Annotated in this window: 14 protein-coding genes and 1 pseudogene; 12 read left to right on the plus strand and 3 right to left on the minus strand. The window is 70.6% G+C overall.

All coding sequences use genetic code 11. From position 1 onward, the window contains the following. The first annotated feature begins 571 nt into the window (after positions 1 to 571). The 4 genes and pseudogenes from aceE (at position 572) to HNR76_RS15725 (ending at position 3,956) form a co-directional block, all read left to right on the plus strand. Positions 572 to 3,265 carry a pyruvate dehydrogenase (acetyl-transferring), homodimeric type gene (gene aceE, locus HNR76_RS00005; RefSeq protein WP_162312289.1) on the plus strand — a complete coding sequence of 898 codons (2,694 nt, stop codon included), beginning with the start codon at positions 572 to 574 and terminating at the stop codon, positions 3,263 to 3,265. A 94-nt stretch (positions 3,266 to 3,359) separates the two neighbouring features. Beyond that, positions 3,360 to 3,578 carry a M24 family metallopeptidase gene (locus HNR76_RS00010; protein ID WP_211373208.1) on the plus strand — a complete coding sequence of 73 codons (219 nt, stop codon included), beginning with the start codon at positions 3,360 to 3,362 and terminating at the stop codon, positions 3,576 to 3,578. 112 nt (positions 3,579 to 3,690) lie between these two features. Further along, positions 3,691 to 3,744: pseudogene (locus HNR76_RS15720) on the plus strand (hypothetical protein); the annotation flags it as partial. Positions 3,745 to 3,851: 107 nt separating this feature from the next. Then, entirely contained in the window at positions 3,852 to 3,956 is a 105-nt protein-coding gene (locus tag HNR76_RS15725; protein WP_211373207.1) for an excalibur calcium-binding domain-containing protein, read from the plus strand. On the opposite strand, the gene HNR76_RS00025 is transcribed toward HNR76_RS15725, so the two are convergent. Continuing rightward, positions 3,953 to 4,903 (minus strand): IS481 family transposase, encoded by a 951-nt coding sequence (locus tag HNR76_RS00025; protein ID WP_162312288.1) that lies wholly within the window; start codon positions 4,901 to 4,903, stop codon positions 3,953 to 3,955. The genes HNR76_RS15725 and HNR76_RS00025 overlap by 4 nt on opposite strands. A 349-nt stretch (positions 4,904 to 5,252) precedes the next feature. Between HNR76_RS00025 and HNR76_RS00030 the strand changes: the two genes are divergently transcribed. The 7 genes from HNR76_RS00030 to HNR76_RS00060 all read left to right on the plus strand — a co-directional run bounded on the left by HNR76_RS00030 (position 5,253) and on the right by HNR76_RS00060 (position 14,376). Then, positions 5,253 to 6,197: a hypothetical protein gene (locus HNR76_RS00030; RefSeq protein ID WP_162312287.1), complete on the plus strand. Its 945-nt coding sequence runs from the start codon at positions 5,253 to 5,255 to the stop codon at positions 6,195 to 6,197. A 262-nt stretch (positions 6,198 to 6,459) separates the two neighbouring features. Continuing rightward, positions 6,460 to 6,945, plus strand: coding sequence for a pyridoxamine 5'-phosphate oxidase family protein (locus HNR76_RS00035; protein WP_162312286.1), 486 nt, complete (start codon positions 6,460 to 6,462; stop codon positions 6,943 to 6,945). Between the two features lie 816 nt (positions 6,946 to 7,761). Next, positions 7,762 to 9,543: a right-handed parallel beta-helix repeat-containing protein gene (locus HNR76_RS00040; RefSeq protein ID WP_211373206.1), complete on the plus strand. Its 1,782-nt coding sequence runs from the start codon at positions 7,762 to 7,764 to the stop codon at positions 9,541 to 9,543. 236 nt (positions 9,544 to 9,779) lie between these two features. Next, positions 9,780 to 10,949 carry a GGDEF domain-containing protein gene (locus HNR76_RS00045; RefSeq protein ID WP_162312284.1) on the plus strand — a complete coding sequence of 390 codons (1,170 nt, stop codon included), beginning with the start codon at positions 9,780 to 9,782 and terminating at the stop codon, positions 10,947 to 10,949. A 97-nt stretch (positions 10,950 to 11,046) separates the two neighbouring features. Continuing rightward, complete coding sequence (locus HNR76_RS00050) at positions 11,047 to 11,493, plus strand: universal stress protein (RefSeq protein ID WP_162312283.1); 447 nt, start codon at positions 11,047 to 11,049, stop codon at positions 11,491 to 11,493. 134 nt (positions 11,494 to 11,627) lie between these two features. Then, entirely contained in the window at positions 11,628 to 12,299 is a 672-nt protein-coding gene (locus HNR76_RS00055) for an SDR family oxidoreductase (RefSeq protein ID WP_162312282.1), read from the plus strand. 109 nt (positions 12,300 to 12,408) lie between these two features. Beyond that, positions 12,409 to 14,376, plus strand: coding sequence for an alpha/beta hydrolase family protein (locus tag HNR76_RS00060; RefSeq protein WP_162312292.1), 1,968 nt, complete (start codon positions 12,409 to 12,411; stop codon positions 14,374 to 14,376). A gap of 28 nt (positions 14,377 to 14,404) precedes the next feature. Here HNR76_RS00060 and HNR76_RS00065 read toward each other — a convergent pair whose 3' ends face one another. Further along, positions 14,405 to 15,253: a class I SAM-dependent methyltransferase gene (locus tag HNR76_RS00065; RefSeq protein ID WP_183982036.1), complete on the minus strand. Its 849-nt coding sequence runs from the start codon at positions 15,251 to 15,253 to the stop codon at positions 14,405 to 14,407. A 373-nt stretch (positions 15,254 to 15,626) separates the two neighbouring features. On the opposite strand from HNR76_RS00065, the gene HNR76_RS00070 reads away from it, so the two are divergent. After that, on the plus strand, positions 15,627 to 18,281 hold the full coding sequence (locus HNR76_RS00070) for a bifunctional diguanylate cyclase/phosphodiesterase (protein ID WP_246428947.1): 2,655 nt from the start codon (positions 15,627 to 15,629) through the stop codon (positions 18,279 to 18,281). Positions 18,282 to 18,398: 117 nt separating this feature from the next. Here the strand turns inward: HNR76_RS00070 and HNR76_RS00075 are convergent, their stop codons facing one another. Beyond that, positions 18,399 to 20,876 (minus strand): glycoside hydrolase family 9 protein, encoded by a 2,478-nt coding sequence (locus HNR76_RS00075; protein WP_162312280.1) that lies wholly within the window; start codon positions 20,874 to 20,876, stop codon positions 18,399 to 18,401. Positions 20,877 to 20,920 lie beyond the last annotated feature (44 nt).

The raw sequence follows: 20,920 nt of genomic DNA on the forward strand, positions 1-20,920 counted from the left end.
CGGCAAGCCGGTGCACATCCTCACCACCAGCGCCAGCCCGCGCCGCATCCTCAACATGACCGCCATCGCCGCCGTCGACGCGCAGATCCGGCAGCAGAGGGAAGATGCGCGCAAGGGCTGAGGGGCCATTGCGGAGCCGGGCATGGCCGACGCCGATGCCTGTCGCCGGCTGAAGCCGGCTCCTGCGGGAAGGCGACGAAGCCCGGCCCCTGGGTAGGAGCCGGGTTGAGCCGGCGCCGCCCTGCCGGGCATGGCCGGCTACGGCCGCATGTCGCCGACGGGGGGCGGTCCCTGTGGCCGGCGCCTGCGGAAAGGGCGACGGAAGCGGGCGACTGCGCCCCGCGGCCGGCCACCGGCCGGCCCGGGAGGTGGTGGCCGGAGAAACCATCTGCGCCGCGCCGCCGCCCGGCCGCGTTTGCGGCGTGGCCGTGTCCCGAGGACAAGCCGCCACAGTGCCGCCCCGGCGCGGCATACGCCCCGGTAGCGAGGCAGGGGGTGCCGGCCTTGCGTTAAACTTGCAAACCCACAAGACATGAGATTGCCGCGCCTCCCGCGCGGCCACGGGAGTGATATGAACTGGCTCAACGAAGTCCTCCAGAACGATCCGGATCCGGTCGAGACCCGGGAATGGATCGAGTCGCTCAAGGCGGTCATCGACCGTGACGGCCCCGAGCGCGCCCACGGCCTGCTGGAGGACATGGTCGAGCTGACCCGCCGCTCCGGCGCGGTCCTGCCGTTCTCGCCCACCACCGAATACGTCAACACCATCGCCCCGCACCTGGAGGCCAAGAGCCCGGGCGACGCAGACCTGGAGTGGCGGATCCGCTCGATCATCCGCTGGAACGCGATGGCCACCGTGGTGCGCGCCAACCGCAAGCCCGGCGACCTGGGCGGCCACATCGCCTCCTTCGCCTCCTCGGCCACCCTGTACGACGTGGGCTTCAATCACTTCTGGCGCGCCCCGTCCGAGCAGCATCCGGGCGACCTGGTCTACATCCAGGGCCACAGCTCGCCGGGCATCTACGCCCGCTCGTTCCTGGAAGGCCGCATCACCCAGAACCAGTTGGACAACTTCCGCATGGAAGTGGACGGCCGCGGCATCTCCTCCTACCCGCACCCGTGGCTGATGCCCGACTACTGGCAGGCCCCCACCGTGTCGATGGGCCTGGGCCCGCTGACCGCGATCTACCAGGCGCAGTTCATGAAGTACCTGGAGCACCGCGGCCTGATCGAGAAGTCCGACCGCAAGGTGTGGTGCTTCATCGGCGACGGCGAGACCGACGAGCCGGAGACCCTGGGCGCCATCTCCCTGGCTGGCCGCGAGGGCCTGGACAACCTGGTGTTCGTGATCAACTGCAACCTGCAGCGCCTGGACGGCCCGGTGCGCGGCAACGGCAAGATCATCCAGGAGCTGGAAGGCGTGTTCCGCGGCGGCGGCTGGAACGTGATCAAGCTGCTGTGGGGCAGCTACTGGGATCCGCTCCTGGCCAAGGACACCAACGGCATCCTCAAGAAGCTGATGATGGAGACCGTCGACGGTGAGTACCAGAACTGCAAGGCCTTCGGCGGCGCGTATACCCGCGAGCACTTCTTCGGCAAGTACCCGGAGACGGCGGCCATGGTCGCCTCGCTGTCGGACGAGGACATCTGGCGCCTGAACCGCGGCGGCCACGACCCGCACAAGGTCTATGCCGCCTACCACCAGGCGGTGAACACCAAGGGCGTGCCGACCGTGATCCTGGCCAAGACGGTCAAGGGCTACGGCATGGGCTCGGCCGGCGAGTCGCTCAACCCGACCCACCAGACCAAGAAGCTGGACGACGACTCGGTGCGCGCCTTCCGCGACCGCTTCAACATCCCGATCAGCGACAAGGAACTGGCCGGGGCCGAGCAGGTCCCGTTCTACCTCCCCGGCGAGGACTCGCCGGAAGTGCAGTACCTCAAGGAGCGCCGCGCCGCCCTGGGCGGCTACCTGCCGCAGCGCCGCCGCAAGGCCTCCAAGTCCTTCACCGTGCCGGCGCTGGACAAGTACGAGCGCCTGCTCAAGGACAGCGGCGAGCGCACCTACTCCACCACCATGGCCTTCGTGCAGACCCTCAACATCGCCCTGCGCGACAAGGAGATGGGCCCGCGCCTGGTGCCGATCGTCGCCGACGAGGCGCGCACCTTCGGCATGGAGGGCCTGTTCCGCCAGATCGGCATCTACGCCCCGTTCGGCCAGAAGTACAAGCCGGTGGACGCCGACCAGCTCATGTACTACCGCGAGGACCAGTCCGGCCAGGTGCTGCAGCAGGGCATCAGCGAGCCGGGCGCCATCGCCTCGTGGATGGCCGCCGGCACCAGCTACTCGGTGTCGAACGTGCCGATGCTGCCGTTCTACATCTACTACTCCATGTTCGGCTTCCAGCGCGTGGGCGACCTGGCCTGGCAGGCGGCGGACATGCGTACCCGCGGCTTCCTGCTGGGCGGCACCGCCGGCCGCACCACCCTCAACGGCGAGGGCCTGCAGCACGAGGACGGCTTCAGCCAGATCGTGGCCGGCGGCATCCCCAACGTGCGCAGCTACGACCCGACCTTCGGCTACGAGGTCACCGTCATCGTCCAGCACGGCATGAAGTCCATGCTCCAGGACCAGATCGACGAGTACTACTACGTCACCCTGATGAACGAGAACTACACCCACCCGGAGATGCCCAAGGGCGCCGAGGCGGGGATCATCAAGGGCATGTACCTGCTCACCGACGCCGGCAAGCCGAAGAAGGGCGAACTGCGCGTGCAGTTGCTGGGCAGCGGCACCATCCTGCGCGAGGCCATCGCCGCGGCCGAGCTGCTGGACAAGGACTTCGGCGTCACCGCCGACATCTGGTCCTGCACCAGCTTCAACGAGCTGCGCCGCGAAGGCTTCGACGCCGAGCGCTGGAACCGCCTGAACCCGGAAGCCAAGGCCCCGCGCAAGGCCTACGTGACCGAGCTGCTGGAAGGCCGCCAGGGCCCGGCCATCGCCGCCACCGACTACGTGCGCGCCTTCGCCGACCAGATCCGCGCGTTCGTGCCGATGCAGTACACCGTGCTGGGCACCGACGGCTTCGGCCGCTCCGATACCCGCGCCAACCTGCGGCGGTTCTTCGAGGTGGACCGGTACTACATCGCCCATGCCGCCATCGCCGCGCTGGCGAAGGAAGGCAAGATGACCGGCAAGGACGTGGCCCGGGCGATCAAGCAGTACAAGATCGATCCGGAGAAGGCGAACCCGATCGGGGTTTGACGGCTCAAGGGCCCTGGGGCCCGCCGGTGGCAATGCCGTGTAGGTCCGGATTTCCCTCCGGAAAACATCTAAAGAAACGGGGCTTGGCTACAAAATGCCAAGCCCTTTTTTTGGTGGATGTGATTTATGGCCGCAACATTTCCCAGAGGACAGGGTCATCACCATCGAGCCGTTCCTGTCCACCCGCAGCCGGGTGGTGGTGGAGGCGGACGACGGCTGGACGCTGGTGGGTGCGAAGGGCAACCGCTTGGCGCAGTTCGAGCACACCCTGATCGTGACCCGGGGCGATCCGATCGTGGTGACCGTGCATTGAGCCTGTCGTCTGGTAACGCCGGGGATGCCATGCGCAAGTTCCGAGCGCGGATGCGAGCGGCCAGGGCGGTGGGGATCGTCCTGGTCCTCCTCGCTTCCATGGCCATGCCCATCCCGGTGGCCTGAACAAGGAGGGCTGCCACAACGGCCGCAAGAACGGTGGCTACCACTGCCATCGTGCCGCCGCGGCCGACAGCGCCTCGCGGTCGGCTCCGAAGCCCTCCGATGTCGCGCCTGTCCGCACGGTCCCGATGCAGGGGCGTGCATTCCGAAATTGCGACGAGGCGCGGCCCCGGTGCGGCGAGGCGAGCCGGGCTACGGGCCGCACCTCGACTGCGACAACGATGGCGTCGGGTGCGAGCCTTATCGCGGCCGCTAGCTGTGTAAACCCATGAGGTTGTTCAGCGGCAGTTGGAGTCGGCTGATAGGGGGCTTGTAGCCCAGGCTGGCGTGCGGTCGATGCCAGTTGTAGCGGTGCAGCCAGGCAGGAAGTGCCTGCTGGCGCTGGTGGGAGTTGTCATAGGAACGGGCGTAGGCCCATTCGCGCAACGCGGTCTGGACCAGCCGTTCGGCCTTGCCGTTGGTGCGTGGCGTATAGGGCCGTGTGCGCAGGTGTCGCAGCCCCAGGCGCTGCAGGAGTCGGCGGAACCGGCGGCTCCTGTAGCAGGCCCCGTTGTCGGTCATCACCCGGGTAAAGGTGACGCCGAGGGTTCGGTAGTAGCGCAGTGTCTGCAGCAATGCGCGACAGGCGCTGGAGCCACGCTCGTCGTTCTCGATGGTACCGAAGGCGACCCGGGAGTGGTCGTCGATGGCCAGGTGGACGAACTCCCATCCGGCGCCGTCGGATGCGCGTTGGCGATCACCGGTGACCCGGTGTCCGGGCCGCCAGAACCGTCCCAGTTTCTTGATGTCCAGGTGCAGCAGGTCGCCCGCCTGCGGGTACTCGTAGCGGTTGTCCGGGCGTGCCGGCGCGAGTTCCGCCAGTCGGTGCAGCCCGGCACGCTGCATCAGTCGGGCGATGGTGCTCAGCCCGACGGGCAAGGTCAGCGAGATCTGGCGATAGGTCTGTCGCTGGCGGCGCAGCGCGATCACCTGCGCAACCACCCCTGGCGGAGTCGCCGTGGGGGATCGGAGAGGACGCGAGGAGCGGTCATGCAACCTGTCCGGGCCTTCCTGGCGGAAACGGCGGAGCCACTTGTACGCCGTACGGATGCTCACCCCGGCGGCGTGGGCGGCTTCCTCGACCCGCAGGCCGTGGTCGATCACCCGCTCGACAAGCAGGGCTCGACCGCGAGGCGTAAGACGGGCATGTTTATGCAGGTTCATCCGGGGCTCCTGGGGGCTGGGTTGGCTTCGCAACCCCCATCTTCCAGAGATGCCCCGGATGAACAACCTACTGAGAGATCACAGCTAGTCGAGGATGTGGCGAACAGCACGCACGGTCATGGGCCGGGAGCAGGGATCGCCCTTTCGCCAGGCCGGTGAAGCGGTGCAAACAGCCTTCCCGCTGCCGCCTCCGTTGCCGTCGAAACTATGGCGGCGGCCTTCTGCAGACACCCATGCGCGCGTTAATATCCCCGTCCGATGGCCGGGCAGGGAGGTGCCCGGAATCGCGACGGCCGCGTCCTCGCTTGCCCGCGCTGGAGCGCCGTTTTCCTCGAATATCCCGTCCGACATGGAGGTCGCATACATGCCAGTCCGTTCGATCCTGGTTTTCCTGGGTGCGCTGTTCTGCGCGCAAGCATTGGCGGCTGAGGCGGCCGCGCCGGTGGAGCGCCCCGCGCGCATCCGCCTGTTCGGCCAGAACGGCGTCGCCCTGACCATGTACACGAATGCGCGGTGCGAGCGCGAGTACGACGAGGAGATCGATGCTTCCGGTTCGCTCTCGCATGGTTTCAGGACGCTGCTGGGGAAGAAGCGCCGGAACGTAACCATCGGCATTCCCGAGACGGACAACACCCGCAACCTGGCCGCGCGCGACAGGCTGATGGCCAACCCCTACTACCTGGAATATCCCCTGGTGCCGGGGCAGCCCGTGATGCTGGAAGCGCAGGTTTCGAACAACCCCCAAGGGTGGGGCTGCGCCCGCCGTGTGCAGGTCGCCTTCGTCCCCGAGCCTGGAGAGGACTACGAGGGCGACATGATCCGCGACTTCGAGAATGGGGTCTGCTTGATGGCGATCCGCCGTGTCGCGGTGGATGGCCAACTGAGCCCGGTCCGCGCCTTGCCCGTACGCCGCGCCTGCGAAGCGGAGCCGACCGAGGCGGTGCCGCTGATGGTCATGCTGTTCGAGCCGGACCGGCTGCAGTACCGGTCCGCGGAAGCGGGCGCCGGCGTGGAAGAGCTGGACGACGACGAGGACGACATCGAGGACTTCGAAGCGGCCATCGCGGAAGCGCCGATCCTGCCGGGCATGACGCTGTGCATCGTCGCGGCCGGGGACGCGGAGGCGAGCCCGCTCGGGAGCCGGCTCCCGGCCTTGCTGGAGGCGCGCGGCACGCAGGTCCGGGTGGTCCGGGGCGACGCCAATGCCCTGCAGGCGGAGTGGCGGCTCACCGAAGAGCGGCCACTGACCTTCCCGCTGGCCGAGTACTACTGCCGCTCCATCGCCGGCTACTGACGGAGCCCGTTCACCCATCGTCGCCGGGGCCTTGGCGCGCAGGCGCGTGGCATCGGCGCAGCGGGAGCTGCGCCGGCCCCGGGCTCTCGGTGCGGCATGCTCGGCGCGGTGGACGGCCGGCCGTGCAATGCCCGGCATGTCCGCAGCCGTGCCATGGCCCCTTGCGTTGGCGGGCACCACCGAATGGACCGGTACGGTGTTCACGGGGACGCCACCTGGCGGGGCGTTACGTTGGAGCCTCCCCCCCCATGGAGCCCCCACGATGGCCACCCCCGCCGAGCTGGAACGGAAATTCTGGAAGACCCTCAAGTCCGACATGACGCTGATGCTGGGCGTGGACGGGCTGGAGGACGGCCACACCCGGCCGATGACGGCGCAACTCGAGCACGAGGAACACGGCCCCCTCTGGTTCTTCGCTTCGAACGACAACGCGTTGGTGCGCCACGCCGGCACGCCACGACGCGCCGTGGCCGCCTTCTCCGCCAAGGGCCATTCGCTGTTCGCGAGCATCGGTGGCGTGTTGCGCGTGGACACCGACCGGGCCGTGGTGGAACGCCTGTGGAATCCGTTCGTCGCGGCCTGGTACGAGGGCAAGGACGACCCCAAGCTGGCACTGTTGCGGCTGGACCCGGACCGGGGCGAGGTGTGGTTGAACGAGAACAACCTGCTGGCCGGCGTGAAGATGCTGATGGGCATCGACCCGAAGAAGGACTACCGGGACAAGGTGGCCAAGGTCGACCTGAGCTGACGGTCGCACGGAACCTGCGGCGGTGCGCCGCCTGGCCTCAGCGGCCGTCGCGGTCGGCGTCTCCGGGCAGCGCGCGTTCGCGCCATGCCAGGCATCGCGGACCGCCGCCCGGGCATCGGTCCAGGCCATGCGCGAGGTGCCCTTGTTCTTCTCTCAGCCGCGCTCCAGGCCAGCCTCGAGTCCCTCGTCTCAGGTGCGCCCGGCATGGGAGTTGCGGGCGTAGGCGCCGTAGGTAGGCCGGGCGGTAGTCGTAATCGCCCCTGCAGTAGTCGGCCGAGCGGTACCGGTCGGCATGGTAGCGACCGGTGGCCTCGTAGGTGCGATAGGTACGGTCGGAGCGGTCGGAGCGGTCGAAGGCATCGTGTACTGCTTCCTTGGCCTGCTCCCACTCCAGTTGCGACTTGCCGTGGCCGTTTCCCAGCCCTGGCGGACGTCGGATTCGAGCGAACCGTCCCGGCGCCGGTCGGCGTACCGGCCGCGCACGCTGTTGCCGTACCCGTGCCGGCGCGTAGTCGGTGTCGTAGCTGTAGGTGTGATCGGGTAGGGCAGGTTGGCGTATTCGGTACGCCAGTAATCGGCTTCGCCGGTGGTGGGCGCAGGAAGCGACCCTGGCCTCATTACGGATTCGTCAGGAATGCTAGTATCGGTTAGCGCTAACATCCGGACGGGATGCCAGTGTTGTGCGCCTCACCGCACAGTCCTTGGGAGGGACACATGTCGATATCGTTTTCCGCACCCCCCACGCGTGGCCGAATCGCTCCGCGCCTGCTTCGCTCGCTCCTGGTCGCGGCCGGCGCGCTGCTGGCGGCGCCCGTCATGGCCCAGCCGTCCGGCGGCCCCTATGGGCCAATCCCGCAGTCCTACGCCGTGCCGGAGACGGGCACCGTCTACTACGTCGCCCCCGATGGCGACGCCGGCGTGCCGGGCACCGCGCTGGCCAAGCCCACCACCCTCGAGTCGGCGATCGCGCGGGTGGTCACCGGCGACAGCATCGTGCTGCGCGGCGGCACCTACCGCACCGGCGGCCTGCAGCTCAACCAGGGCATCACCCTGCAGCCCTACCTGGACGAGCGCCCGGTGCTGAAGGGCACGCGGGTCGCCACCGAATGGGAAGCGCTGCGCGACAACGTGTGGCGCACCAGGTGGGAGCACCTGTTCCCGGCGCGGCCGCTGGCCTGGTGGCGGCTGGAGCGCGAGGGCATGCGCACCCCGCTGCACCGGTTCAACAACGACATGGTCTTCGTCGACGGCCGGCTGCTGCTGTCGCAGGGCTGGGCCGGCGGGCTGGGCGATGAGGGCTACTACATCGACTACGACAACGGCTATGTCTACATCGGCGTCGATCCGGCCGAGCACCAGGTCGAGATCACCGCGCACGACATCGCCCTGCACCGGCCCTCGCGCGAGGTGCATGGCAAGCCGTCCGATGGCAAGGGCCCGACCATCCGCGGCCTGACCTTCACCCAGTACGCCTTCCGCGCCATCGACATCGAGGGCAAGAAGCCGTCCACCGGCCCCAACGACGAACCGACCGACGACCCGGTGGGCGTGTCCGCACGCCATGAGCACGGCAAGGAAGTGGTCGGCACCACGCTGGAGAACGTGACCATCAGCTTCACCTCGCGCGTGGCCGGCTACTTCCGGGGCGACAACCTCACCATCCGCAACTCGCTGATCAGCGACACCGGCACCGAGGGCATCTACCTCATCGGCTCGTCCGACTCGCTGCTGGAGCGCAACATCGTCCGGCGCAACAACATCGAGCAGTTGACCGGCTACTACCCGGCGGCGGTGAAGATCTTCAACCAGTCCTACGACGTGGTGGTGCGCGACAACCTGATCGTCGACCACCCGCACTCCAACGGGGTGTGGTACGACGTGGGCAACGTCGAGGGCGTGTTCGCGGACAACCACGTCGAGGGCACGCTGATCGGGCTGTTCTTCGAGATTTCCAAGGGCATCGTGGTGGCGGGCAACGTGTTCGTGGACAACCAGCAGGGCATCCGGGTGCTGAACAGCTCCGATGCCCGGGTCTACCACAACACCTTCTACAACTCGCCGGCGATGTTCGACCGCAACGAGCGCAGTGCGCAGGCCGACCATTTCGGCTGGCACCCGCAGACCGGCCCGGACGTGGACGAGCGCGAGGGGCACGTGTTCGAGGGCAACCTGCTGGTCGCCGGCGCGGGCTTCGCCGGGCCGCTGCTGCACTTCGACCAGCCGGCCGCCATGTGCGGCACGCTGAAGCGGCCGATGACCACCCGGGTGGACCACAACGCCTACGTGCGGGCCGACGCCGGCGAGCAGCCGCTGGTCACCTGGAGCCCGGTCGCGGGCAAGGACTGCCTGGCCGAGTTCGCCACGCTGGACGCCTTCCGCAAGGCTACCGGGCTCGAGAAGCAGGGCGTGTCCCTGCAGGGCTACGACGGCACGCTGTTCCGCAGCATGGAGCTGAGCCGCTTCGAGCTGGCGCAGCGTCCGCAGGGCATGCGGGAAGTGCCCGTCGCCGCTGAAGCGGCGAAGGTGCTCGGCTGGAGCGAGCAGCCGCGCCTGCCGGGCGCCTATCCGGCCGCCGCGTCGTCCACGCCGACGCGGTAACGCGAAGAAACCCGGACCCGTCCGCGCGACGGGTCCGGGAGCGGCCGTGCGACCCTCCGTCCGCACCGGGCGGCGTCTTCACATGCCCGTGCGCAGGCACGTAATAGCGTGCGCCGCCTCGGTAATCGAAGCGCCAGGCAATCCGCCTGGCGCCGCCGCGCGTCGCCCGGGCCTGCCGGTGCGCGCTGCCCGGCATACCGGACTGATCGCGCCGGCCGGGCGCTGGGACGGGTGGAATGGAAAGGCGCGAGGAAGAAACCGACCCGCAACTGGCGGGCTATCTGGAGCACGTGCGCGCGGTGCTCCAGGGGCCGACCCTGGCACTACAGGCGCTCGCGATCTCGCTGTGGTGCGTCTCGCTCGCGTTCAATCCGCAGGTGGAGCGCGGGGCGACCCCGGCCACGGTTGCGATGCTGGCGGCCCTGCTGGGCATATGCGTCTACAAGGGATGGAAGGCGAGCGTGCTGCGCTGGCGCGTGGGCAACATCCTGTACGCCATGCTGCTGGCCTCGGCGTTCAGGATGATGCTGTCGATGATGGTCCGCCCCCAGGAACTGCTGGTATTGCCGGTGGCCATCCTGGTGTCGCTGGGGTTCGCCAGCGTGGTGCCGCTGCGGCGCGACTACCTGCTCATCCTGGCGGCGGTGTGGGCGATCCTCATGTCGGGCCACCCGGGGGTGGACGCCGACAGCCTGGACCCGGAGAACCTGGCGATCCTGGTGGCGGCGTCGATCCTGGTGGCGCTGGGACTCAACCATGCGGTGGTCACCCACCTGCGGGCCACGTTCCGGCTCAAGGAGGATTTCCGTCGCCTGGCGGAGACCGATGCGCTGACCGGGCTGCCCAACCGCCGTGCGCTGCTGGCGCGGCTGGATGAGGCCTGCGCGGCGGACGGGCGCCAGGCGCGGCATTTCGCGCTGCTGGACCTGGACGACTTCAAGGACGTCAACGACCGCTTCGGCCACGATGCGGGCGATGCGGTGCTGCAGGCGCTGGCCGGCGACCTGCGCAGGCTGCCGCACGCGTTCGCCGGGCGGCTGGGCGGCGAGGAGTTCGGCGTGATCTTCGACGGCGCCGATGGCGAGGAGGTCGGCGCGCTGCTGGAGCGGATGCTCGGGGACGCCCGCCGCGGGGGGATGCGGGAGGGCGGTTTCTCCTTCAGCGCCGGGGTCGTGCGGACCCTGCCGGGAGAGCCTGCCGTGGACGTGCTGCGCCGCGCCGACGAGGCGATGTACCAGGCCAAGCGCATGGGCAAGCGACGGGTGGTCCGGGCGGGCATGGACGCGGGCCGGGGTGCGGGTTGGGCCGGGCCCGCCCTGCGGGTCCGCTGCGATCCACCCGCCGGAGGCGGCCGCCACGGCCCGCCGCCGGGTGCCCACTGGCGTCCGCAAACCTGGAGGTCGTGACGACCGCGAGGGGGAGCGCACGGCGGGATTGACCTGGATCAATGAGGGCCGCGGGGCACCGGGGGAGACTGCAAACACACCAGACGGAGAAGCAGACATGTACAAGCATCTTCTGGTTCCCACCGACGGTTCGCCGCTGTCCGACACCGCCGTCGACCAGGCCCTGGCGCTGGCCAGGGCGCTGGATGCCAAGGTCACCCTGTTCACGGCGGTCGAGCCTTTCCAGGTCTTCGCCTACCTGCCCGAGCAGGTCGCCGAGACCCGCGACGCCTACGAGCGGCACGCCCGGGCGGCGGCGGCCCGGCGCCTGGAGCAGGCGGCGCAGAAGGCCGCCGCGGCCGGCGTGGCGCACGCGAGCGCGGTGGCGGACAGCGCCGACCCGCACGAGTCGATCATCGCCACGGCGAAGGAAAAAGGCTGCGACCTGATTGCGATGGCGTCCCACGGCCGCCGCGGGGTCAAGGCGCTGGTGCTGGGCAGCGTGACCGCCAAGGTGCTCACCTACTCGAACATCCCGGTGCTGGTCTATCGCGACGCCGGCTGAGGCGCCTGGGCACCCCGGGCCGCGACCGCGTGGAGAACGCGGCCGCGGCCCGGTCGTCCGTGGCCGGCCGGTGCCGGCGGCATCGCGCTCCTCGCCTAGAATCGGGGTCTTCCCGCACGGACCGAGGCGACCCCATGGCCACCATCCTCATCACCGGCGCCAACCGCGGCATCGGCCTGTCCCTGGCCCGGCGGCTGCGCGCGCGAGGCGACGAGGTGATCGCGGTGTGCCGGCGCGGCGGCCCGGCGCTGGAAGCCACCGGGGCGCAGGTGGTGGACGGGGTGGACGTGTCCGACGCGCGGACGGTGGCCGCGTTGCCGCAGCGGCTGGCCGGGCGCGTGCTGGACACGCTGATCCTCAACGCCGGCATCTTCACCAACGAGACCCTGGACGCGCTGGACGCGGACGCCTTCGCGCGCATCCAGCGCCAGTTCGAGGTCAACGCGCTGGGGCCGCTGCGCGTGGCCGCGGCGTTGCAGGGGCAACTGGCGCAGGGCGCGAAGGTCGGCATCGTCACCAGCCGCATGGGCTCCATCGCCGACAACGGCTCCGGCGCCTACTACGGCTATCGCGCCTCCAAGGCGGCGGTCAACGCGATCGGCCGTTCGCTCGCCCGCGACCTGGCGCCGCGCGGCATCGCAGTGCTGCTGCTGCATCCGGGCCTGGTGGCCACCGAGATGGTCGGCGGCCACGGCGACTTCACCCCCGAGGAGGCGGCGGCCAACCTCATCGCCCGCCTCGACGGCCTGGACCTGGCCGGCAGCGGCGGCTTCCTGCACGCCAACGGCACGCCGCTGCCCTGGTAGGCCGGTCGCACGGCGCGGGCATCGGCAAGCCGGAACCCATGGACAGCCCGGCCGGCCGGCGCCACCATCGCCCGCATCCATGGGAAACGACGGAGGGGCGGGGATGGGGATGCCGTACCGCGCGATTCTGGCCGTGACGCTGCTGCTTGGCCTAGCGCCAGGCCGGACGCACGCGCAGCCGGGGACCCTCGACCTGACGCCCTACCTGAGGCAGGACGTCTACGAGCGGGTGAAGATTTCGCCCGATGGCGCCCACTACGCGGTGACCGTGCCGCTGGAGGACCGCACCGTGCTGGTGGTCGTCCGCCGCTCGGACCTGCAGCCCACCACCAAGATCCTCGGCCGCAAGGACTCGGCGGTGGATGGCTTCTGGTGGGCCAGCAACGAGCGGGTGGTGGTGTCGATGGCGCACAAGTACGGTTCGCGCGACCAGCCTATCGCCATCGGCGAGCTGCACGCGGTGAACGTGGACGGCACCCAGGCCCGGCTGCTCGCCAGCCCCTACGGGGTGGACGAGGCGCCGGGCATCGTCGCCCGCTACAAGGTGCAGCTCGAGCAGGCGGTGTACATGCTCGATCCCCTGGTGGACGACCCGCGCAACATCCTGGTGTACTCGATGCCGCTCAAGAGCGACCCGTACATCGCCATCGAGAAGCTGGACATCTACAACCGCCGCCGCGTCCTGGTTGCCGCCGCGCCGGTGCGCCGCGCCGACTTCGTGGCCGACGCCCAGGGGCAGGTGCGCTTCGCCCATGGCGCCGATGCCGACAACATGGCCAAGCTGTTCTACCGGGACGCACGCGGTGCGGAATGGCGGCTGGTCAACGACGAGCGGGCCAGCGGCCACCGCGTCTTCCCCCTGGGCTTGAGCGCCGATGGCGCCACGGCCTACCTGCAGGTGGAGCGCGACACCGGGCCGGATGCGGTGGTGGCCTGGAACCCGCACGGCGCCGGCTTCACCGAACTGCTGCGCGACCCGGCGGTGGACCCGTACCGCATCCTCTACGACCTGGACGGCCATACCCCGATCGGCGCGTCCTTCATGACCGACCGGGTGCGCAACCGCTTCTTCGACGAGGACGCGCCCGCGGCGCGCTTCTACCGCAGCCTGGAGAAGGCCTTCGGCACCGATGCCGTGCACATGACCTCGGCCACCGCCGACGGCCGGCTGGTGCTGCTGTACGTGTGGAGCGACCGCAACAACGGCGACTACTTCCTGTTCGACACGGCCCGGCGGTCGGCCGCGCGGGTGTTCAGCCGCCGCGAATGGTTCGTGCCCGACGCGGTCCCGGCGTCGAAGTACGTCCGCTTCCAGGCGCGCGACGGCATGGCCCTGCACGGCTACCTCACCGAGCCGCTGGCCGCCGCCGACGGGCCGCGGCCGATGGTGGTGCTGCCGCATGGCGGGCCGTTCGGCGTCTTCGACGGGTGGTCGTTCGACGACGACGCGCAGATCCTGGCGGCGGCCGGCTACGCGGTGCTGCGGGTCAATTACCGCGGCTCGGGCAACTACGGCCGCGCGTACATGCGCGCGGGCCTGCAGGAATGGGGCGGGCGCATGCAGGACGACCTTACCGACGCCACCGCCTGGGCGATCGGGCAGGGCATCGCGGACGCCTCGCGCATCTGCATCTACGGTGCCAGCTACGGCGGCTATGCCGCGCTGATGGGCGTGGCGCGCGAACCGGACCTGTACCGGTGCGCGGTCGGCTACGTCGGCGTCTACGACCTGGAGCTGATGCATCGCGCCGCCTCCAGCCGCAGCCGCTCCGGCCGGACCTGGGCGCTGGAATGGATGGGCGCGCGCGACACCCTGGCCGCGCGTTCGCCGACCCGGCTGGCCGGGCGGATCAAGGCGCCGGTCTTCCTCGCCGCCGGCGGCACCGACGAGCGCGCGCCCATCGAGCACAGCCAGCGCATGGAAAAGGCGCTGCGCAAGGCCGGCGTACCGGTGGAAACCTTGTACTTCCCCAACGAGGGCCATGGTTTCTACACCGAGGCGCACCGCCGCGAGTACTACACCCGGCTGCTGGATTTCCTGGCACGGCACCTGGGCGGGGCGACCGCGCAGCGCTGAGCCTGCGGCGCCGGGGCGACGGCGCCCTTCAGCGCCTGGACGCCAGGATGCCGTCCAGCGCCGGCTGCGCGCGGAACCCGGCCCTCTCCAGCCGCCGCGCCACCTCGCGCGGGACGTCGCGGCCGCTGGTCAGCCGGTTGGGAGTGCCGGTGTAGTGGAACAACCGGCCGCCGCGGCGCAGGACCCGGGCGAGCTGGTCGTAGAAGGCCTGCGCGTACAGCTCGCCGGCGATGCCGAAGCGCGGCGGGTCGTGCAGCACCGCGTCCACCGAGGCGTCGTCCACGCCGGCGATGGCCTGCGCCACGTCGGCATGGGCCAGGCGCAGGCGCCCGCCGCTTCCCGGCGCGTCCGGGTCGGGCGACCAGGGGTTGAGGGAGCGCAGCCAGAGCACGTCCGCGTTCTTCTCGAACGAGCGGATGCTCGCCACGCCGGCCTCCAGGCAGCAGGCGGCGAAGTAGCCCAGGCCGCCGCAGGTATCCAGCACCGCCTTGCCGCGCGGCGCCACCAGCGCCACCTTGCGGCGCGCGTCCTCGAACGGGGACACCCGGGAGGTGGGCAGCATCTTGATGCCGTCGATCTCGAAGGTCGGCGCGCCCCACCGGGTGGGCACCAGCTTGATCAGCGCGGCGGAGAAGCGCGCGGCCGGCCGCCAGCCGGTGCCGTCGAAGTAGTGGATCGTGCGGTCCTTGAGCGTGCCCGGGTACGGGTATGGCGCGCCCTGCCACTCCCAGCGATCCTGCAGGAGCGTGGCGGTGGCCTGGCTGCGTTCCAGGTCGAGCGAGCCGGTCCATGCCTCCATGCCCGCCTGTCGCGCGGCCAGCAGCGCGGTGGCGGTGTCGCGGGTCAGCAGTGGGCCGGCGGGATGGGGCACGGGCATGGGGACGATGCGGGGTGGGCGGCATCGTAACCGAGCACGGTGCCGCGGCCACGGTGCCTTCGTGCGCCTGTCGCGCGGGATCTCCGGCGGACCCGTGGGCACGAGGCTTCGCCGGCGCGGGCGGGTTGACGGGCCTGCGCGCTTGGGGTCGTATGGACGGTGGGGGGGTGCCGGGGGATCGGGCTTCACGTGGCCGTGGGCGCCGTCCGGTCAAGAATCCCGGCACCGGCCCGATAGTCGTTCTGGGCGAACGGGCTCCAAGCGCCCGCGGCCAGCCGATCCAGTGCGTTTCCCGCGTGGGCGCCGCGCCCGGCGCGGGGCCGCTCGTCTCCGCCGGGAAGCCTTCATGCCAGCGCAGGAAACGCCGCCAGCCTTGCCGGAAGCCATGGACGCCGCCGTGCCGCATGCGCCGGCGCTGGCCTCGCCGGTATGGGCGCTGCTGGTGCTGCTGGCGGGGCTGCTGCTTACCGGCGAACTGGCCCGGCGCGAGTGGGTCGACATGCACGAGCGCGCCGCCGCGATGCACCGCTCGCTGGCCGATGCGGTGCCGGGGCGCCTGCGCGAGCCGCTGGCCACCGCGGCGCTGGCGCTGCGCGCGATGCAGACCGTGTTCCTGTCCAACGACCGGATGGACCAGGCGCTGTTCGCCTACTACCACGACAACCTGCGCGTGCGCGACCGGTTGCCCGGCTACGTGGTCACCGCGTTCGCGCGCCGCCAGCAAGACCCGGCGGCGGAGCGGCCGTCCTATCGCTACGCGTTCGTCGCGCCGCTGCAGGGCAACGAGTCGCTGGTCGACTTCGACATCGCCGGGCAGCCGGAGAACCTGGCCGCGCTGGAGGCCTCGCGCGATGCCGACTGGCCGCTCGCCTCGGCGCCGTTCGACCTGCTCCAGTTCCGGGAAGCCGGCGGCGGCCAGGCGCTGGGGATCACGTTGCGCGTGCCGGTGTACTCGCGCGGGCCGGCGCCGGTCACGGTGGCCACGCGCCGCGCGCGCGAGATCGGCGCGCTGGCGATCAGCCTGCGGCTGGAGCCGATGGTGCGCAAGGCGCTGGAGGGGCGGACCCTGGAATCCATGCACGTGGACATCCGCGACCTGGGTGCCGCGCCCGGGCACGAGGCGGTGTTCGCGTCCGCGCCGGTGCCCGATGCCGGCGCGCAGATCCAGATGCGCCGGATCGAGTTCGGCGGGCGCCGCTGGGAGCTGCGCATGTGGCCGCGCTCGGCCAGGGTGGAGACCGGCCGGCTGTACCTCATCGTCCTGGCCGGCAGCGCGATCAGCATCCTGCTGTCGCTGCTGCTGTGGTCGCAGTCGACCATCCAGCGCCGGGCGCTGGAACTGGGCCGGCGCATGAGCGCGCGCTTCGGCGAGAGCGAGGCGCGCTTCCGCGTGCTCAACGAACTGCTGCCGGCGCTGGTGCTGCTGGCCGACGGCCGCGATGGCCGCATCGCCTATGCCAACCAGGCCGCGCGCCAGCGCCTGGGCGAGGTGGCCGGCGCGCCGCTGGCCTCGCTGTTCGCCGATCCGGAGATGGGGTCGACGGCCCTGGAGGAGGCCGCCCGCGGCGGCGGCTGGGCCAGCCGGGAGGCGGTGATCGTCGGCGGCGGCCGCCGCTTCTGGGCCAGCGCCTCGCTCGCCCGGATCGAGGTGGAGGGCGCACCCTGCCTGCTGATGGTGGCCAACGACACCAGCGAGCAGCGCGAACTGACCGAGCGGCTGCGCTACCAGGCCGCGCACGACGGGCTGACCGAGCTGCCCAACCGCCGCGAGTTCGAGCGCCGCCTGCAGCAGGCGCTGGCGGCGGGCCGGGAGCGTTCGGCGCCGTTCGCGCTGCTGTACATCGACCTGGACCAGTTCAAGCTGATCAACGACGTCGCCGGGCACATGGCCGGCGACCAACTGCTGGTGCAACTGGTGCACGCGATGCACCGCGAGCTGCGCGAGGGCGACCTGCTGGCGCGGCTGGGCGGGGACGAGTTCGGCCTGCTGGCCTTCGGCGTGGACGAGGAGCAGGCCATGGCGCTGGCCGAGTACATGCGCCGCTGCATCGAGGGCGTGGCGTTCGTGTGGCAGGAACGCGCCTACACGGTCAGCGCCAGCATCGGCGTGGTCCTGGCCGACCGCCAGGGCTGCACCCTGAAGGACCTGCTGGCCTGGGCCGACAGCGCCTGCTACCAGGCCAAGGAGGAGGGCCGCAACCGGGTGTGGGCCTACCGCGAGGACGCCGACACCACGCGCCGCCACAGCGAGATGGAATGGGTCAACCGCCTGCGCCTGGCGCTGGAGCAGGACCGCCTGCTGCTGGACTACCAGGAGGTGCTGCCGCTGGACCCGGCCTCGGACGACGGCCTGCACATCGAGCTGTTGCTGCGCCTGCGCGAGGAAAACGGCGAGACCGTGCTGCCGGGCGCGTTCCTGCCCGCCGCCGAGCGCTACGGGCTGATGCCCGCGCTGGACCGCTGGGTGATCCGCACCGCGCTGGCCCATTTCGGCGGGCTGCACCCGCAGGGCGACCGGCTGCGCACCTGCGCGATCAACCTCTCCGGCGCCAGCATCGAGGACGAGGACCTGGCCGAGTTCATCCTCGCCACCATGGACGAGTTCGCCGTGCCGGCGCAGCGGCTGTGCCTGGAGATCACCGAGACGGTGGCGGTGCGCAGCCTGCTCAAGGTGGTGCGGGTGATCGAGCGGCTGCGCACGGCCGGGTGCCGGATCGCGCTGGACGACTTCGGCGCCGGCATGTCCTCGTTCGGCTACCTGAAAAACCTGCCGGTGGACATGATCAAGATCGACGGCAGCTTCGTCCGCGACCTGGGCAGCGACCCGATGAGCCGGGTCATCGTCAACGCGGTGGCGCAGATCGGCCACCAGCGCGGCTTGAAGGTGGTGGCCGAGTGGGTCAGCGACGAGCGCACCCTGGGGGTGCTGCGCGGGCTGGAGGTGGACTACGGGCAGGGCTTCCTGCTGCACCGGCCCGAGCGGGTGGTGTTCCAGCGCCGGCGGGACGAGGGTGGCACCGGGCGGTGACCCGCCGGAGGCTTGCCGCATGGCGCGGGCGTCGCATGCGACGCCCGCGCGGCGATGCGCGCGGCCTGGCGCACCCGGGGCCGGAACAGGGTTCCGGCCGAGGCGCGCCGCCCGCCGCTACTGGCGCAGCAGGTCCTGCGCCGCGTGCACCAGGTAGATGTAGCTGGCGCCGAGGTTGATCACGTACTCGTTCTGGCCCCACAGGAACGGCCAGTCCTCCTTGTTCTCCGGGAAGTCCGGCTTGAGCACCAGCACCCCCGGCACCACGCCGCCGGCGATGAAGCTGAAGTCGGCGCGGTTGTTGCCGTAGGCCACCTGCTTGGACTTGGCGCCCACGGCCGAGACGAAGGAGATGTTGGAGTCGGGGTGGGTGCCGTACAGGTAGTTCAGGCCCTGCAGCGTGTCCTCGATGCCGAACAGGTCCGGGAACGCCTTGTGCAGGCGGTAGTTGGCGGCGGCCATGCCCACCACCGCGCCGTTGCCGGCCCAGCCGCCGCGGGTGATGAGCACCCCGTACGGGTTCTCGGACACCATGGCCGCGCGCTCGGCCTTGAACGCCTCCGCGCGCGCGCGCAGCTTCGCGCCGAAGGCCGCGTCCATCTTCGGCATCGCCGCCAGCGCGTAGGGCGCGTTGAACGGGAAGCGGGCGTCGATGGCCGGCCACAGCTCGCCGATGCGGGCGGCGTACCCGGCGTCATCGGTGGTCAACAGCAGTTGCACCGCCGCGCGCAGTTCCTCGTCCTCCGGGTTGCCGCCGGTGGTGTTGCCGACCTGGAACAGGTTGGGCTCGCGCGAATGCTCGAACTCCCACACCCGCTTGGCCGTGGCCAGGCATTCCTCGGCCAGCGCGTCGTTGTAGCCGCGCAGGGCGCGGCTGGCGGCGGCCAGGGCGGCGGCCGAGCCGTAGTTGAGCGCGGTGGTGTTGGTGGTGAAGGCCAGGCGGTCGTCGTTGGGCGAGTCCGGGTCGCTGGGGTCGTCCACCTTGCCGTCGGTCTTGGTCACCGCGTCGCCCAGGTGGGTGTACTGGCCCAGGTCGGGCTCGACGATGCCGGGGATGGCATGGCCGAACACGCGGTGCTGGGCGATCAGCATCAAGGTGCCGTGCTCGATCTGCTGCAGCATGTCGGGCACGCCGTCGGGCACGTGGATCTCCACGTGCTTCTTCTTCTGGTCGATGGTGGTCTCGTCGCGGGTGGGGCGGAACTGCTCCCAGGTGTCCACCAGCGACATCACCGTGGCGTAGTGGGTCTGGGTGCGCAGGTCGAAGTCGCCGGCGTCGAACCAGCCGCCGATGTCCAGCCCGGGGATGTGCTCGCCCGGCTGGAACGGCGAATCCAGGTCCGGGCCCTGGCCGTAGAGGTCGAAGTGCTCCTTGTTGGGCGCCACCTGGCGGGCGTCGTCCATGTGCGAGCGGCCGTGCCAGACGCGGTAGGCCTCGTTGACGAACATGTGGTCCATCTGCACCGGCATGAACACGTCCAGCGTGGGGTGCCAGGCGGTGGCGTAGACATCCTGCGCGATGCGGAAGGCATGGGTGCGCTGCCCGGCGGCCTCGATCACGTACAGGCCCGGCGTGCGCACGCCGGAGAAGTCGAAGGTGTAGTAGTCGTAGCGCAGGTATTGGCCCCAGCGCGCGGTGTCGGCGGCCAGCGCCTCGTGCTCGCTGCCGTCGGCGTCGATGCGCAGCAGGCGCGCGCTGCCCGGCGCCGGCGCGTTGCGGTCGTTCTCCAGCACCGCGACCTTGCGCTGGGCCGGGTGGTAGCCCACCTGCGAATGGCCGATGACCGTGGGCCGGGTCCAGCCGGGCACGGTGTTGCCGGACAGGGTCCACTCCATCACCGTGCCGCTCTTGCCGGCCGGCAGCAGGGTGCGCACCACGTACCAGCCGTTCTGCGCCTGGTTGCGGCCGTCGTACAGCCCCAGCTCCCCGGTATGGGCCTGGATGGTGACGCGGCGCTGCGGGTCCTCGGGCGCCAGGGTCAGGCGCTTGCCGGTGACGATGGGCAGGCGCACCGTCGCGCCGTCGGCGGCGCGTCCGCTGGGGCCGGTGGGATACAGCGGGAACTGGCCGTCGCGCGCGTCCATGGTCCACGACTTGCCGAAGTAGGCCGAGGGCAGGAACTCCATGTTGAAGCCGGCCCGGCCCTGCAGCGACTTGGGCAGCGGCTTGTCGAGCACGACCTGCATGCGCACGCCGCCGTCCTGCGGCGTCACCCGGATGTCGTACTCGAACTTCTCGTTGGGATAGCCCAGGCGGGTGGTGACCGTGCCGGTCTTCGCATCCACCTTGCGGTCCACCATCAGCGCCACCGGGTCCCACTGCTCGGGCGTGGGGCTCAGGCGCACGTCGCCGTTAGTGGCGGTGCGCACGCCGTGGTGGATCAGTTCCACGCCGGCGTGCTTGGAGTCGCTGAACAGGCCGTCGTAGTAGTTGTTGAACACCAGCACGTCCAGCCCCGGCCGGCTGAAGTACTCCTGCGCGTTGAGCTTCAGCCCCGCGTCGGCGGCCAGCGCCGGTGCGGCGGCGATCGCCAGGATGGCGGCGGCGAGGACGCGGCGATGCATCGGCGCGGGGGGACGGTTGCGATGGGTCATTGCGGGGGGCTCCTCCCTAGGATTCATGTGAACGCTAACATCGA

This window comes from Pseudoxanthomonas broegbernensis, assembly GCF_014202435.1.
In the GTDB taxonomy this organism is placed as follows: Bacteria; Pseudomonadota; Gammaproteobacteria; order Xanthomonadales; family Xanthomonadaceae; genus Pseudoxanthomonas; species Pseudoxanthomonas broegbernensis.

What these genes read in the sequence shown, in the direction of transcription:
- aceE (WP_162312289.1), top strand. Translation starts at nt 572, where the DNA reads ATGAACTGGCTCAACGAAGTCCTCCAGAACGATCCGGATCCGGTCGAG.
- HNR76_RS00010 (WP_211373208.1), top strand. Translation starts at nt 3,360, where the DNA reads ATGCCAAGCCCTTTTTTTGGTGGATGTGATTTATGGCCGCAACATTTC.
- HNR76_RS00025 (WP_162312288.1), bottom strand. Translation starts at nt 4,903, where the DNA reads ATGAACCTGCATAAACATGCCCGTCTTACGCCTCGCGGTCGAGCCCTG.
- HNR76_RS00030 (WP_162312287.1), top strand. Translation starts at nt 5,253, where the DNA reads ATGGAGGTCGCATACATGCCAGTCCGTTCGATCCTGGTTTTCCTGGGT.
- HNR76_RS00035 (WP_162312286.1), top strand. Translation starts at nt 6,460, where the DNA reads ATGGCCACCCCCGCCGAGCTGGAACGGAAATTCTGGAAGACCCTCAAG.
- HNR76_RS00040 (WP_211373206.1), top strand. Translation starts at nt 7,762, where the DNA reads ATGGCCCAGCCGTCCGGCGGCCCCTATGGGCCAATCCCGCAGTCCTAC.
- HNR76_RS00045 (WP_162312284.1), top strand. Translation starts at nt 9,780, where the DNA reads ATGGAAAGGCGCGAGGAAGAAACCGACCCGCAACTGGCGGGCTATCTG.
- HNR76_RS00050 (WP_162312283.1), top strand. Translation starts at nt 11,047, where the DNA reads ATGTACAAGCATCTTCTGGTTCCCACCGACGGTTCGCCGCTGTCCGAC.
- HNR76_RS00055 (WP_162312282.1), top strand. Translation starts at nt 11,628, where the DNA reads ATGGCCACCATCCTCATCACCGGCGCCAACCGCGGCATCGGCCTGTCC.
- HNR76_RS00060 (WP_162312292.1), top strand. Translation starts at nt 12,409, where the DNA reads ATGCCGTACCGCGCGATTCTGGCCGTGACGCTGCTGCTTGGCCTAGCG.
- HNR76_RS00065 (WP_183982036.1), bottom strand. Translation starts at nt 15,253, where the DNA reads ATGCCCGTGCCCCATCCCGCCGGCCCACTGCTGACCCGCGACACCGCC.
- HNR76_RS00075 (WP_162312280.1), bottom strand. Translation starts at nt 20,876, where the DNA reads ATGACCCATCGCAACCGTCCCCCCGCGCCGATGCATCGCCGCGTCCTC.